A 13,544-nucleotide genomic window follows, 5' to 3' on the forward strand; every position below is an offset into this window, starting at 1 on the left:
GAACTCGGTCAAGTGTGGGAGGGGGCTTGCCCCCGATGGCGCTCTGGCAGACAACACACCTTCCTGCTCATACAATGCCCGCTGCCCTGTAGGAGACTTCCATGCCCCCCCGCCCCGCCGCCCCTCGCAAACCCCGCGCCCGCAGCCAGGCCCGGATCGACGCGATCCTGGACGCCGCCCGCGCCTTGCTGGCGGCCGAAGGCGTGGCCGGCCTGTCGATCTACAGCGTGGCCGAACGGGCGCAAATCCCGCCCTCGTCGGTGTACCACTTTTTCGCCGGCGTGCCGGCGTTATTGGAGGCATTGACGGCGGATGTGCACGCAGCCTTCCGCGCGGCCATCCAGGCGCCCATCGAACATGACTCGCTCCAGACCTGGCGCGACCTGTCCTGCATCGTCGAGCAGCGCATGCTCACCGTCTACAGCAATGATGCCGCAGCCCGCCAGTTGATCCTGGCCCAGCATGGCTTGACCGAAGTCACCCAGGCGGATCGTCAGCATGACCTGGAATTGGGGGATCTGATGCTCGACGTGTTCAATCGCCATTTCGAAGTGCCGACGTTACCCAGCGATGTGGATGTGTTTGCCCTGGCATTGGAGCTCAGTGACCGCGTGTATGCGCGTTCGGTGCATCAGCATGGGCAGATCACGCCGCGCATGGCGGAGGAAGGGATGCGGGTGTTTGATGCGTATGTGGGGCTTTATTTGCCGGCGTATTTGCCCAAGCGGTGATTCTTCTAATGATCGTTCCCACGCTCTGCGTGGGCATGCATCCCGTGACGCTCTGCGTCACTTTTATGCAGCGGGACGCGGAGCGTCCCAGGCGGGATTTCCACGCAGAGCGTGGGAACGATCAACTCAAACACTCACAACTTGGCGATCGACACCTCGGTCGATTTCACGAAGGCAATTACTTCACTGCCAATCACCAACTCCAGCTCCTTGACCGAGCGAGTGGTGATCACCGAGGTGACGATGCCGGACGCCGTCTGCACATCGATTTCCGACAACACGTCGCCCACCACGATTTCCTTGATGGTGCCTTTGAACTGGTTACGCACGTTGATGGCTTTGATAGTCATGTTTTTTTCCTCTGCGAGTTATTGAGCCCAACGCAATTGCGTCGGCAGCGGTGAAACAGGTTCGGGTTCCGGCGGTGAGCCGGGCAGCGACAGCACGCGGTTGAGCACTTCGGCTTCCAGCGCAGCCAGGCGATGTGAGCCACGGGCGCGGGGACGGGGCAGGTCTACAATCAGGTCCAGGCCGATTTCGCCGTCTTCGATCAGGATGACCCGATCGGCAATCGCCACGGCTTCACTGACGTCATGGGTGACCAGCAGCACGGTAAAGCCGTGTTTCTGCCACAGGTTTTCGATCAGTTGCTGCATCTCGATACGTGTCAGGGCATCCAGCGCGCCCAGCGGTTCGTCAAGCAGCAACAGGCGCGGCTGGTGAATCAGGGCCCGCGCCAACGCGACGCGCTGCTTCTGGCCACCGGACAAGGCCGCCGGCCACTCCTCGGCGCGCTCGGCCAGGCCTACCGCCTCCAGCGCTTGCAACGCCTTGGCACGCCAGTTGCCCGTAAGGCCCAGGCCGACGTTGTCGATGATCTTTTTCCACGGCAGCAAGCGCGCTTCCTGGAACATCAGCCGCGTATCTTCGATTGCCTCATGCAGCGGCGCAGAACCTGCCAGCAGCTCGCCGCCACTGGCTTTGTCCAGCCCCGCCAGCAGGCGCAGCAAGGTACTTTTGCCACAGCCGCTGCGGCCAACCACCGCCACGAATTGGCCGGCCGGGATATGCAGGTCGATGTCCTTGAGCACTTCACGCGCGCCAAAGGATTTGCGCAATTTGCGCACCGCCAGGGGGATGCCCTTCAGCAGGCGCGGGGGTTGTTGAGCCGTCATGCCGCACCTCCCTTATTCACTTGATACGCCGGGTGCCAGCGCAGCCACACCCGTTCCAGGCCTCGCGCCGCCAGGTCGGCCAGCTTGCCGAGGATCGCGTACATCACGATGGCCAGCACCACCACGTCGGTCTGCAGGAACTCGCGGGCGTTCATCGCCAGGTAACCGATGCCGGAACTGGCCGAGATGGTTTCCGCCACGATCAGCGTCAACCACATAAAGCCCAGGGCAAAGCGCACGCCCACCAGGATCGACGGCAACGCGCCCGGCAGGATCACTTGCCAGAACAGGCTGAAGCCGGACAAGCCGTAGCTGCGCGACATTTCCACCAGCGCCGGATCGACGTTGCGGATGCCGTGGTAAGTGTTCAGGTAGATCGGGAACAACGTGCCCAGGGCCACCAGGAAAATCTTCGCGGTTTCGTCAATCCCGAACCACAGGATCACCAAGGGAATCAGCGCCAGGTGCGGCACGTTGCGGATCATCTGCACCGAGCTGTCCAGCAGACGCTCGCCCCACTTCGACAGGCCGGTGATAAAGCCCAGGGCCAGGCCGATGCTGCCACCGATCACAAAGCCCAGGCCCGCGCGCCAGCCGCTGATCGCCAGGTGCGTCCAGATTTCGCCGCTGCGGACCAGGTTGATGCCAGCCTCGATGACCGCACTGGGCGCCGGCAGAATGCGCGTGGACAGCCAACCTGCCGTCACCGACAACTGCCACACCGCCAGCAATAGAATCGGCAGCACCCAGGGCGCTACGCGATGGCTGAATTTTTCCAGGTTCATAGCGCCCCCTCAGCTCTGCGACGCAGCTTTGGGAAGGATGTCGTTGGCCACCATCTCGCCGAACGGGCTGACGTAGCCGGCGCTTTTCGGCAGTTCGGGACGTTCGATATCCAAGTGCGGGAACAGCAGTTCTGCGACCCGATACGACTCTTCCAGGTGGGGATAACCTGAGAAGATAAAGGTGTCGATGCCCAGGTCCGCATATTCCTTGACCCGTGCCGCAACCGTTGGGCCATCGCCCACCAGCGCAGTGCCCGCGCCGCCGCGCACCAGGCCGACCCCGGCCCACAGGTTGGGGCTGACTTCCAGGTTGTCGCGACTGCCGCCATGCAAGGCCGCCATGCGCTGCTGGCCCACCGAATCGAAGCGCGCCAGGGACGCCTGGGCGCGGGCGATGGTTTCGTCGTCCAGGTGAGAGATCAGTTTATCGGCGGCTTTCCACGCCTCCTCGTTGGTTTCACGCACGATCACATGCAAGCGAATACCAAAACGCAGAGTGCGCCCAAGCTTGGCGGCCTTGGCCCGTACTTGTTCGATCTTTTCCGCTACCGCAGCCGGGGGTTCGCCCCAGGTCAGTACCATTTCCACCTGTTCGGCTGCCAGGTCCTGGGCCGCTTCGGACGAACCGCCGAAATACAGCGGCGGGCGTGGCTGCTGGATTGGCGGGTAGAGCAACTTGGCGCCTTTGACGCTGATGTGCTCGCCGTCGTAATCCACGGTCTCGCCTTCCAGCACGCGACGCCAGATGCGCGTGAATTCCACCGACGCCTGGTAGCGCTCTTCGTGACTGAGGAACAAGCCGTCGCCGGCCAGTTCTTCCGGGTCACCGCCGGTCACCAGGTTGAACAGCGCACGGCCACCGGACAGGCGGTCCAGGGTCGCCGCCTGGCGCGCGGCCACCGTCGGGGAAATGATCCCGGGGCGCAGCGCAACCAGAAATTTCAAACGCTGGGTCACCGGAATCAGCGAGGCAGCCACCAGCCACGAGTCTTCGCAAGAGCGCCCAGTGGGGATCAACACCCCACCGAAGCCCAGGCGGTCAGCGGCCTGGGCCACTTGTTGCAGGTAACCGTGATCGACGGCGCGAGCGCCTTCGGCGGTGCCAAGGTAATGACCGTCGCCGTGGGTAGGCAGGAACCAGAAAATATTGAGGCTCATGGAGTTGTCTCCTGAAGAAGTCGGATTACGGCGCTTTGGCAACCGAGGCGGGTGGGGTCCAGATCACGTCCTTGATGCTCAAGGGCTTGGGAATCAATTTGAGCTGGTAAAAGCTGTCGGCGATTTTCTGCTGGGCCGCGACCACTTCGGGCGTCAGGAACAGCGCGCCGTAGCCCTGGCGTTTCACCGAGGTCAGGGTGATATCAGCCGGCAGGCCGAGCAGGGGCGCGACCTGGTCCGTCACTTCCTGCGGGTTGGCCTTGGACCATTCGCCGACGGCGCGCACTTCTTCCACCAGCGCCTTGATCACTTCAGGGTGCTGTTCGGCGTAGGGCTTGGTCGCCAGGTAAAACTGGTGGTTGTCGGCAATGCCGGTGCCGTCGCGCAGGGTGCGCGCTTGCAGTTGTTTCTCGGCGGCGGCCTGGTACGGGTCCCAGATTACCCAGGCGTCCACACTGCCGCGTTCGAAGGCGGCGCGGGCATCGGCGGGCGGCAGGAACACGGTTTTCACGTCGGTGTAGGCAAGGCCGGCGTCTTCCAGCGCCCGGACCAGCAGGTAGTGCACGTTGGAGCCTTTGTTCAGCACGATCTTCTTGCCCTTGAGCTCGGCCACCGTTTTGATCGTCGAATCCTTGGGCACCAGGATTGCTTCACTGGTCGGCGCGGGCGGCTCGTAGGCCACGTAAAGCAGGTCCGCACCGGCGGCCTGGGCGAACACGGGTGGGGTTTCGCCGGTGACGCCAAAGTCGATGGAGCCGACGTTCAGGCCCTCGAGTAATTGCGGGCCACCGGGAAATTCGGTCCATTGCACCTGCACGCCCTGGGCTGCCAGGCGTTTTTCCAGGGTGCCCTTGGCCTTGAGCAGCACCAGCGTGCCGTATTTCTGGTAACCGATGCGCAGGGTTTCTGCGGCGTGGGCTTGAACGATGGCGCCGAAGGACACAGCCGCAGCAAACAGTGCGACCAGACCGCGACGCAAAATGACAGTGCGCATGGCGCTCTCCAAATGTGCGATTAGGGTATTGGCGGCACCTGCTTGGCCGTTGGCGGCTGAGTAAGGTGAGTGTTTCCAGATGTCGGGTAAGGCTTAAATGCTCCAGCGAGCACTCAACAAGCGTTCATTCAATACATGCGGGTCCAGCGGTTTCGGGCGGCGGGCCATGGCGCTGTAGAACTGCTCCAGGGCTTCGTGCAAGCGCTGTTCAAGCACGGGCACCAGTTGCGCCTGGGCACTGCCTTCGCCGTAGGCGATCTGGCTGTCTTCGGCAAAGATCCCATGGAGCAATTCCTGCGCTTTGAGCGCCGACAGCACGGGCTTGAGGGCGTAATCCACCGCCAGCATGTGCGCGATGCTGCCACCGGTGGCCATCGGCAAGACCACCTTGTGGGCCAGGGCGCGCTCGGGCAGCAGGTCGAGTACGGTCTTCAAGGCACCGGAGAACGAGGCCTTGTACACCGGCGTGGCGATCACCAAACCATCGGCATTCGCCACTTGCTGCAACAGGTCGATGACCTTGGGGCTGTCGAACCGTGCATGCAGCAGGTCTTCAGCCGGAAAGTCGCGGATCTGGTAACTCACCACTTCCACGCCTTGGTCCTGCAACCATTGACGGGTTTTCTCCAGCAAGACCCCGGAGCGGGAACGCTGACTGGGACTGCCTCCAAGTGTTACGACCAGCATGCAAGTATTCCTTGAGCAAGTGTCGGCGGTTCGCTGTGTGGCGATGGCGCCAAGATGGAACAGACCTTAGCAGTAGATTTATATATCTTTAAATCTTATTTATTCATTTGTTTATTCCATAAAAACATATGAGATAAACAGATCGCCAGGCGAAAAAAAAGGCCGTCGAAACGGCCTGAAAAACCCCTGCTATGTGAACGGTGAAAATGTGGGAGGGGGCTTGCTCCCGATAGCGGTCTTTCAGTAACAAGTGCATTGACTGACCCACCGCAATCGGGAGCAAGCCCCCTCCCACATGGGTCCTGTGTTAACGATTGGGTTGCGGGGTCAGCCGCAGGTACGGCTTCACTGCCCTATAGCCCTTGGGAAAGCGTTTCTTGATCTCTTCCTCGTCCTTGAGCGACGGCACGATCACCACCTCATCACCGTCCTGCCAATTGGCGGGAGTGGCGACCTTATGGTTGTCGGTCAGCTGCAGCGAGTCGATCACCCGCAGGATTTCGTGGAAGTTACGACCGGTGCTGGCCGGGTAGGTAATGGTCAGGCGGATTTTCTTGTTCGGGTCGATCACGAACAGGGAGCGCACGGTGAGGGTGTCACTGGCGTTGGGGTGGATCAGGTCGTAGAGGTCCGAGACTTTGCGGTCGGCATCGGCCAGGATCGGGAAATTGACCACGGTGTGCTGGGTTTCGTTGATGTCTTCGATCCACTTGTGGTGCGAGTCCACCGGGTCAACCGACAAGGCGATGGCCTTGACGCCGCGCTGGGCGAATTCATCCTTGAGTTTGGCGGTGAAGCCCAGTTCGGTGGTGCACACCGGGGTAAAGTCCGCCGGGTGAGAGAACAGCACACCCCAGCTATCGCCCAGCCATTCGTGGAAACGAATCTTGCCGGCGCTGGAATCCTGTTCGAAGTCGGGGGCGATGTCGCCCAGTCTTAGGCTCATGGTGGGGCTCCTGATGAGTGCTTATGGAGCCCACTGTGCAGGGTTTGGGAGGATTTTAAAAAGAATAAATATCGATTTATCTAGACGATAAAAGAATATAAAAATCTGTTCATTGGACTTGGGAGCGGACGAGGATCAACATCGTTTTCAAGGTTCGAGAAGGCCTTGAGACGCTGTACCAAGAGGGACTTCAGGAAGGGCTTGCGGGGGTTGAGCCCGACTTGAAAGCAACAACCTTGCCCGGCATTGCGCCGGGCAAGGCTTTAAGCAGTTACTTGAACGCGTAGGTGTAGCTGACGATTACACGGTTTTCGTCCTGATCGCGCGCGGCAGCAACATCGTTGCGCCACATAGCGTTTTTCCAGGCAACGCCGACGTTCTTGAACACGCCTTCTGGAACAACGTACGCAACCGTAATGTCACGTTCCCACTCGGACTGGCCGGTGAACTCGGCACGGCTACCGTTGACGGTATCGATGTCGGTGCCTTTGAGGTACACGACACCGGCGGTCAAGCCAGGCACGCCAACCTTGGCGAAGTCGTAGGAGTAGCGAGCTTGCCAGGTACGTTCGCCAGCACGGGCGAACTTGGCGATTTGCATGTCAGTGGTCAGGTAAGCCGACGAGCCGTCACCCTGGTTCAACCAAGGGAAGTCGCTGCTGCCGTTGCTGACCTGGTAACCACCACCGAAGGTGTGACCGGCAACGGTGTACAGGAACAGGCCGCTGTACAGGTTGTTATCGACCTTGCCACGACCGGAGTTCACGCCGCTGTAGTTGCCCGAGGAGAAGTAAGCCGACTCGTGGCCGTTCTTGCCGTCATCCGAGCTGTTGAAATAACGCAGGTCAGACTTCAGTACGCCAGGACCGATGGCCCAGTTATGGGTCAGGCCCAGGAAGTGCTGCTTGTAGAAGTCTTCCAGATTGCCGTAGTAGTACTGGGCAGTCAGGTCCTTGGTGATCTTGTAGTCACCACCGGCGTAGTAGAATTTGTTGCTGTCGCGCCAGCTTGCACCACGGGAGTTGGCACCGGCGATCGACAGGTTGTCGACGTTGCTGGAGTTACGGCCCTTGGCTTTTTCGATCTGACCGGCAACCAGCGTCAGGTCTTTGTAGACATCGTTACTGGTGATCTGGCCACCCTGGAAGGTCTGCGGCAGCAGACGACCGTCGTTGGTCACGATGACCGGCAGCTTTGGCTGCAGCGTACCCAGCTTCAGTTCAGTCTGGGAGATCTTGGCTTTGGCAGTCAGGCCCAGGCTCGAGTAGTTATCAACGGCTTCGCCATTGGACTTGCTCGGGAACACGGTGCCACCGTAGGAGCTCGCCGTGGCGCCGTTGGTGCCGCCGCCGGAGTCCAGGCGAACACCCAGCAGGCCGATAGCGTCGAGACCGAAGCCTACGGTGCCTTGGGTGTAACCGGAGATGAAGCGCAGGTCGAAGCCCTGGCCCCATTCTTCCTGCTTGTTTTGCACACCGGCACGCTTGTTGGCTGCAGTGCCAGCGGCCGAGTCGCGGTTGTCGGTGTTGATGTAGAAGTTACGCAGACCCAGCGTTACTTTACTGTCTTCGATGAAACCGGCAGCGCCTGCTTGCTGGGCGATGGCGCCCAACGCTACAGCCACAGCCAAGGTGGACTTCTTCATGTACCGCTCCTCTCATTTCTAATTTTTGTATTTCTTTGGTCTCGGGTCTGACGCCCTCGATCCACAGATGCGCGATTAGCGCCAGATAGTGACTACCAAGTCAATCGCAACCTTATGTGTCTACTACCTTCGTCTAATCGCAGTTGATTTGGTCCCTGCAGGGTAATGAGTTTTTCATACACCCAAAAAGAATTGTTTCATTCTTTTTCATACGATTCAGGAATAAGCGCATTCACGCATCGGGCTGGTCAGGCTAGACAGACCATCCCACGAGCTAATTCCTAAAGGGTATTTATCAGCACTTTTTTAGATCGCTTAATGTTGACGTTCTGCTGCATACGTCACCCACGATCAAAAAGGCGACGCCATCATGGCCAAAGGCACATCCTCCCGTCAATTTGTTACAGTTTTTGTATCGGGATTAGTTTCTTTTGATGTCAACGCGACGGCCTTTTTATCGTATCGGCACGAATGAAAGGTTCTGAAGCCTTGGGGAAGTTTTTGAAGGGGCAGGTCTCGAATGTGGGAGGGGCCTTGCTCCCGATTGCGGTCTGTCAGCGACTTATCAGTTAACTGACCCACTGCTATCGGGGGCAAGCCCCCTCCCACATTTGGTTAGGTAGTGTTGCTGGAGTGGGTTTACAAAGGCTTCTCGAAAATTTTCGAGTTGCGCTGATAGTTGTACAGCGACGCCCGCGCCGACGGCAGGCGGTCCACGCTGCTTGGTACAAAGCCGCGTTCACGGAACCAGTGGGCGGTGCGGGTGGTGAGGACAAACAAAGTCTTCAGGCCCTGGGCCCGGGCACGGGTCTCGATGCGCTCGAGCAATACATCGCCGCGTGCGCCATGGCGGTATTCCGGGTTCACCGCCAGGCATGCCAGCTCACCCGCATCCGAATCGGCGATCTGATACAACGCCGCGCAGGCGATGATCATGCCTTCACGCTCGACCACGCTGAACTGCTCGATCTCACGCTCGAGCACTTCCCGGGAACGACGCACCAGAATGCCCTGCTCTTCCAGCGGGCTGATCAGGTCGAGCAAACCGCCGACGTCTTCAATCGCCGCTTCGCGCACCAGTTCGAATTGTTCCTGGGCAACCAGCGTACCGCCGCCGTCGCGGGTGAACAGTTCGGTGAGCAAGGCGCCGTCTTCGACGTAGCTGACAATATGGCTGCGCCCTACCCCGCCACGGCAGGCTTCGGCGGCGGCATCGAGCAGCTCTGCCTGATAGTTGCTGCCCAGGCGCTGCAGATGCGCCGGCACTTGCTGCGGACGCAACTCACGCACCAGTCGGCCGTTTTCATCGATCAGGCCCAGGTCGGCACCAAACAGCAGCAACTTGTCGGCGCCCAGGTCGATGGCGGCGCGGGTGGCGACGTCTTCGCAGGCCAGGTTGAAAATCTCACCGGTGGGCGAATAACCCAACGGCGACAGCAGCACGATGGAGCGCTCGTCCAGCAACCGGTTGATGCCCTTGCGGTCGACCCGGCGCACTTCGCCGGTGTGGTGATAGTCCACGCCTTCGAGCACGCCGATTGGCCGCGCGGTCACCAGGTTGCCGCTGGCCACCCGCAGGCGCGAGCCCTGCATGGGCGATGACGCCATGTCCATGGACAGGCGCGCTTCAATGGCAATACGCAACTGCCCCACCGCGTCGATCACGCACTCGAGCGTCGCCGCATCGGTAATGCGCAAACCTTCGTGATAAGCCGGGGTAAGACCGCGCGCTTCAAGGCGCGCTTCAATTTGCGGACGCGAGCCGTGCACCAGCACCAGTCGCACGCCCAGGCTGTGCAACAGCACCAGGTCGTGGACGATATTGCCGAAGTTCGGGTGTTCCACCCCATCGCCAGGCAGCATGACCACAAAGGTGCAGTCGCGGTGGGCATTGATGTAGGGCGAAGCGTGACGAAGCCAATTAACGTAGTCGGGCATAACACCTGGGCCTGTAATAAAAAGCAGCCAAAAAAGGATCAATCGTGAAAGCGCACAGCGGGCTGATGGTTATCGTCGGAACAGGCTTGGCGACACGCTCACTCTCCTTTCTATGTACGAACAGGCGGGGGTTAATTTATGCAGGTTTCAGGCAGTAATGTTCGATCAGTTCCCGCAATAGACGCACTGTAGGCGTCAAGCGTGACATTTCGAGGTATTCACCCGGCTGGTGCGCACAGGCGATATCGCCAGGGCCGAGCACCAGGGTTTCGCAACCAAGGCGCTGAAGATAAGGCGCTTCGGTGCCGAACGCCACTGCTTCGGCACGGTGGCCGGTCAAACGTTCCGCCACCCTCACCAACTCGGCGTCTTCCGGCTGCTCGAAGGGCGGTACTTCCGGAAACAGCGGCGCGTAGTCGATCCTGACCTTATGCCGCTCGGCCAGGGGCTCGAGTTTTTGCCGGATGGCGGCGCGCAGCATCGCAGGGTCCATGCCCGGCAGGGGACGCAGGTCGAACTCCAAGGAGCATTGGCCACAGATGCGGTTGGGGTTGTCGCCGCCATGGATGCAGCCGAAGTTCAGGGTCGGCTGTGGCACGCTGAACTGCGGGTTGCGGTATTCGCGCTGCCAGGCAAGGCGCAGGCCGCGCAGTTCGCCGATGGCGTCGTGCATGGCTTCAAGGGCGCTGTGGCCAAGGCTTGGGTCCGATGAATGGCCGCTGCGGCCAAGGATGTCGATGCGTTCCATCATCACGCCTTTGTGCAGGCGGATCGGCTTGAGGCCGGTCGGTTCGCCGATCACCGCCGCCCGGCCCAACGGCCGCCCCGCCTCGGCCAGTGCGCGGGCACCGGACATCGAGCTTTCTTCATCGCAGGTGGCGAGGATCAGCAGCGGTTGCTTGAACGGTTGGTCCAGCAGCGGCAGCACCGCTTCAATCGCCAGCGCAAAAAAACCCTTCATGTCGCAACTGCCCAATCCTACCCAACGGCCATCGACTTCCGTCAGCTTGAGCGGGTCGGTTTCCCACAGTGCCGCGTCGTAGGGCACCGTGTCGCTATGGCCAGCCAGCACCAGGCCACCGGGGCCACTGCCGAAACTTGCCAACAGGTTGAACTTGCCGGGGCTGACCTGCTGGATGTCGATGGAGAAGCCCAGGTCGCCCAGCCAGGTGGCGAGCAGGTCGATCACCGGGCGATTGGTCTGGTCGAGGGACGCCTGCGTGCAACTGACCGACGGCGCGGCAATCAACGCGGCGAACTGCTCTTTCATGGACGGTAACGGCATGCGCGGTCTCCAACTTCCCGGATGAACCCCACTATAGAGCCATCTGCACGACACAATAAACCGTTGCGGCACGTTGCCGGGCTCAGTCCTGTACACTGCACGACCTTGGCAGCCACACTTTTCCCCGGCTGCGCTCCCGATCCTGGATTTTCCGGCCATGCAGAAAGAAACCGAAATCAAGCTCCGTGTCAGCCGCGAAACACTCGCCGCGCTGCGTGAGCACCCGCTACTGAAAAAACGCAACAAAAGTGGCTGGGAACGCCGTGAGTTGATGAATCAGTACTTCGACACCCCCGAGCGCGACCTGGCCCAGGCCAAGGTGGCCCTGCGCTTGCGCAAGGACGGTGACGACATCATCCAGACCCTCAAGACCCGTGGCCAGAGCGTCGCCGGCTTGTCGGAACGTAACGAATACAACTGGGACCTGCCCAAGGCCAAGCTCGACGTGAAGAAACTCGACGGCGAATGCTGGCCCGAGCAACTGGCCGAGCTGGACAAAAAGACCCTCAAGCCGATCTTCACCACCGACTTCGTGCGCGAGCGCGCCGAAATCGCCTGGGGTCGCGGCAAGGCCAAGGTAGTGATCGAAGCCGCCCTGGACCTGGGCCACGTGGTGGTCGGCAAGCAGAAGGAAGAAATCTGCGAGCTGGAACTGGAACTGCGCGAAGGCGAACCGGCCGCCCTGCTGGAACTGGCCGCCGAACTGGCCGCGACCCTGGCGCTGATGCCCTGTGACATCAGCAAGGCCGAACGTGGCTATCGCCTGTACGACGCCAGCAGCTATTCCTTGAGCCTGCCGGCACCGCAGATCCACGCCGAAATGCCGCTGGACGATGCCTTCGCCGCAATCATGTGGCACTTGCTGGGCAGCAGCCAGCGCCTGGCCGAGCAATATCGCTTCAATGGCCACTGGCGCTTGCTGCAGGACTGGGTCGAGACCCTCGGTGAATTGCGCGCGCTGATCGGCAGTCTCGGCCAAGCCGCGCCGCGTCAATCCACCAGCGAATTGCGCAATGTCCTGGATGCGTTGCTGGAAGACTGGCGCCCGCTGGTCCAGGCCGGTGACGACGATGAAGACATCCGCAAAGCCGCGCCGGAGCAGTTCGTTGAAGAGCTGCAGGACGTGCGCTGGGGCCTGTTCTCCCTGAACACCTCGCGCTGGCTGCTGGCCCGCACCTGGACCGCCGAGCGTAACGTGCGCGGCAACCGCCAGGGCGCTGCGCAAATCACCAACTGGCTACCGCGCCTGCTGGCCGACGACGCCGTTGCCCTGCAACTGCCGCGCTACCAGCAACAGCCGGAAGACCTGGCCGAGCAACTGCCGCGTATCGAGCGCATCCAGGCCTGGCTGCACCATGCCCGTCAGGTGGTGGATATTCCGGAACTGGACCGTTTGTACGGCGAACTGAACAAGCTGGCGCACCTGGCTAACCAACCGATCACCGATGAGTCGCTGGACGCGCGGATGCACCAGGCGATTGCGGTTTATCAGAATCGTGCCTGGAAGATGCTTCTGCGTCTGTGATATCGCCATCGGGGGCAAGCCCCCTCCCACATATAACTGCATTCCAAAGTAGGAACTCGGTCAACTGTGGGAGGGGGCTTGCTCCCGATAGGGCCGGACCTGCTAGCGCAATACTGGCAGGCTGGTTGTGGATTTTATTTCCGACAACGCCACAATCGAATTAACCTCCTGAATCCCCGGCACCATCGACAACTTGTCGAAGAAAAACCGCTCGTACGCCTCGATGTCCGACGCAACAATACGCAATAGAAAATCCACCGCGCCCATCAGCACATAACACTCCAGCACTTCCGGAAAGCCACGAATCGCCTCGGTAAACTCGGTGAAGTTGGACCGACCGTGGGCGTTGAGTTTGACCTCGGCGAAAATCTGCGTGTTGAGGCCGATTTTCTTGCGGTCCAGCAAGGTGACCTGGCCACGGATCACGCCATCCTCCTTGAGCCGCTGAATACGCCGCCAGCATGGTGACTGCGAGAGGCCGACCTGCTCGGCGATCTGTGCGCTGGAGAGCGAAGCGTCCTCTTGGAGCAGGGCCAGGATACGACGGTCATAAGCGTCCAGTTCGCTTTGCATAGAAATACCTTATAAGTTGATTACGCTGAATTGATTGATTCGATTATCTGCCAATCTGTTCGATTTTAGATAAGAAATCTCAGCCGCTGCGTGTAAAAATTT

General features: G+C 60.5%; 13 protein-coding genes. 2 read left to right on the plus strand and 11 right to left on the minus strand.

Going from position 1 to position 13,544, the window contains the following annotated elements:
• Positions 1-101 precede the first annotated feature (101 nt).
• Positions 102-731 (plus strand): TetR/AcrR family transcriptional regulator, encoded by a 630-nt coding sequence (locus C4J93_RS25665; protein WP_124430746.1) that lies wholly within the window; start codon positions 102-104, stop codon positions 729-731.
• Positions 732-865: 134 nt separating this feature from the next.
• Here the strand turns inward: C4J93_RS25665 and C4J93_RS25670 are convergent, their stop codons facing one another.
• The 10 genes from C4J93_RS25670 to argE all read right to left on the minus strand — a co-directional run bounded on the left by C4J93_RS25670 (position 866) and on the right by argE (position 11,344).
• A complete protein-coding gene (locus C4J93_RS25670) occupies positions 866-1,081 on the minus strand; it encodes a molybdopterin-binding protein (protein ID WP_003176783.1) in 216 nt (71 codons plus the stop codon).
• 18 nt (positions 1,082-1,099) lie between these two features.
• Positions 1,100-1,906, minus strand: a complete 807-nt coding sequence (gene ssuB, locus C4J93_RS25675; protein ID WP_124430747.1) for an aliphatic sulfonates ABC transporter ATP-binding protein — start codon at positions 1,904-1,906, stop codon at positions 1,100-1,102.
• Complete coding sequence (gene ssuC / locus C4J93_RS25680) at positions 1,903-2,691, minus strand: aliphatic sulfonate ABC transporter permease SsuC (protein WP_124364874.1); 789 nt, start codon at positions 2,689-2,691, stop codon at positions 1,903-1,905. Before ssuC ends, ssuB begins: the two co-directional genes overlap by 4 nt.
• Before the next feature lie 9 nt (positions 2,692-2,700).
• Positions 2,701-3,849, minus strand: coding sequence for an FMNH2-dependent alkanesulfonate monooxygenase (gene ssuD / locus C4J93_RS25685; RefSeq protein ID WP_124364875.1), 1,149 nt, complete (start codon positions 3,847-3,849; stop codon positions 2,701-2,703).
• A gap of 25 nt (positions 3,850-3,874) precedes the next feature.
• Positions 3,875-4,843, minus strand: coding sequence for a sulfonate ABC transporter substrate-binding protein (locus C4J93_RS25690; RefSeq protein ID WP_124364876.1), 969 nt, complete (start codon positions 4,841-4,843; stop codon positions 3,875-3,877).
• A 93-nt stretch (positions 4,844-4,936) separates the two neighbouring features.
• Entirely contained in the window at positions 4,937-5,530 is a 594-nt protein-coding gene (gene ssuE / locus C4J93_RS25695) for an NADPH-dependent FMN reductase (RefSeq protein WP_124364877.1), read from the minus strand.
• 307 nt (positions 5,531-5,837) lie between these two features.
• Complete coding sequence (locus tag C4J93_RS25700; protein WP_124430748.1) at positions 5,838-6,476, minus strand: peroxiredoxin; 639 nt, start codon at positions 6,474-6,476, stop codon at positions 5,838-5,840.
• Positions 6,477-6,747: 271 nt separating this feature from the next.
• Positions 6,748-8,121: an OprD family porin gene (locus C4J93_RS25705; protein ID WP_124372217.1), complete on the minus strand. Its 1,374-nt coding sequence runs from the start codon at positions 8,119-8,121 to the stop codon at positions 6,748-6,750.
• 639 nt (positions 8,122-8,760) lie between these two features.
• Positions 8,761-10,059 (minus strand): amino-acid N-acetyltransferase, encoded by a 1,299-nt coding sequence (argA, locus tag C4J93_RS25710; RefSeq protein WP_124364878.1) that lies wholly within the window; start codon positions 10,057-10,059, stop codon positions 8,761-8,763.
• A 136-nt stretch (positions 10,060-10,195) separates the two neighbouring features.
• Complete coding sequence (argE, locus tag C4J93_RS25715) at positions 10,196-11,344, minus strand: acetylornithine deacetylase (protein ID WP_124430749.1); 1,149 nt, start codon at positions 11,342-11,344, stop codon at positions 10,196-10,198.
• Positions 11,345-11,501: 157 nt separating this feature from the next.
• On the opposite strand from argE, the gene C4J93_RS25720 reads away from it, so the two are divergent.
• Positions 11,502-12,869: an inorganic triphosphatase gene (locus C4J93_RS25720; RefSeq protein WP_124430750.1), complete on the plus strand. Its 1,368-nt coding sequence runs from the start codon at positions 11,502-11,504 to the stop codon at positions 12,867-12,869.
• 102 nt (positions 12,870-12,971) lie between these two features.
• Here the strand turns inward: C4J93_RS25720 and C4J93_RS25725 are convergent, their stop codons facing one another.
• A complete protein-coding gene (locus C4J93_RS25725) occupies positions 12,972-13,442 on the minus strand; it encodes an Lrp/AsnC family transcriptional regulator (protein WP_124364881.1) in 471 nt (156 codons plus the stop codon).
• Positions 13,443-13,544: the final 102 nt, after the last annotated feature.

The sequence above is a fragment of the Pseudomonas sp. R2-37-08W genome, assembly GCF_003851705.1.
Lineage (GTDB): Bacteria > Pseudomonadota > Gammaproteobacteria > Pseudomonadales > Pseudomonadaceae > Aquipseudomonas.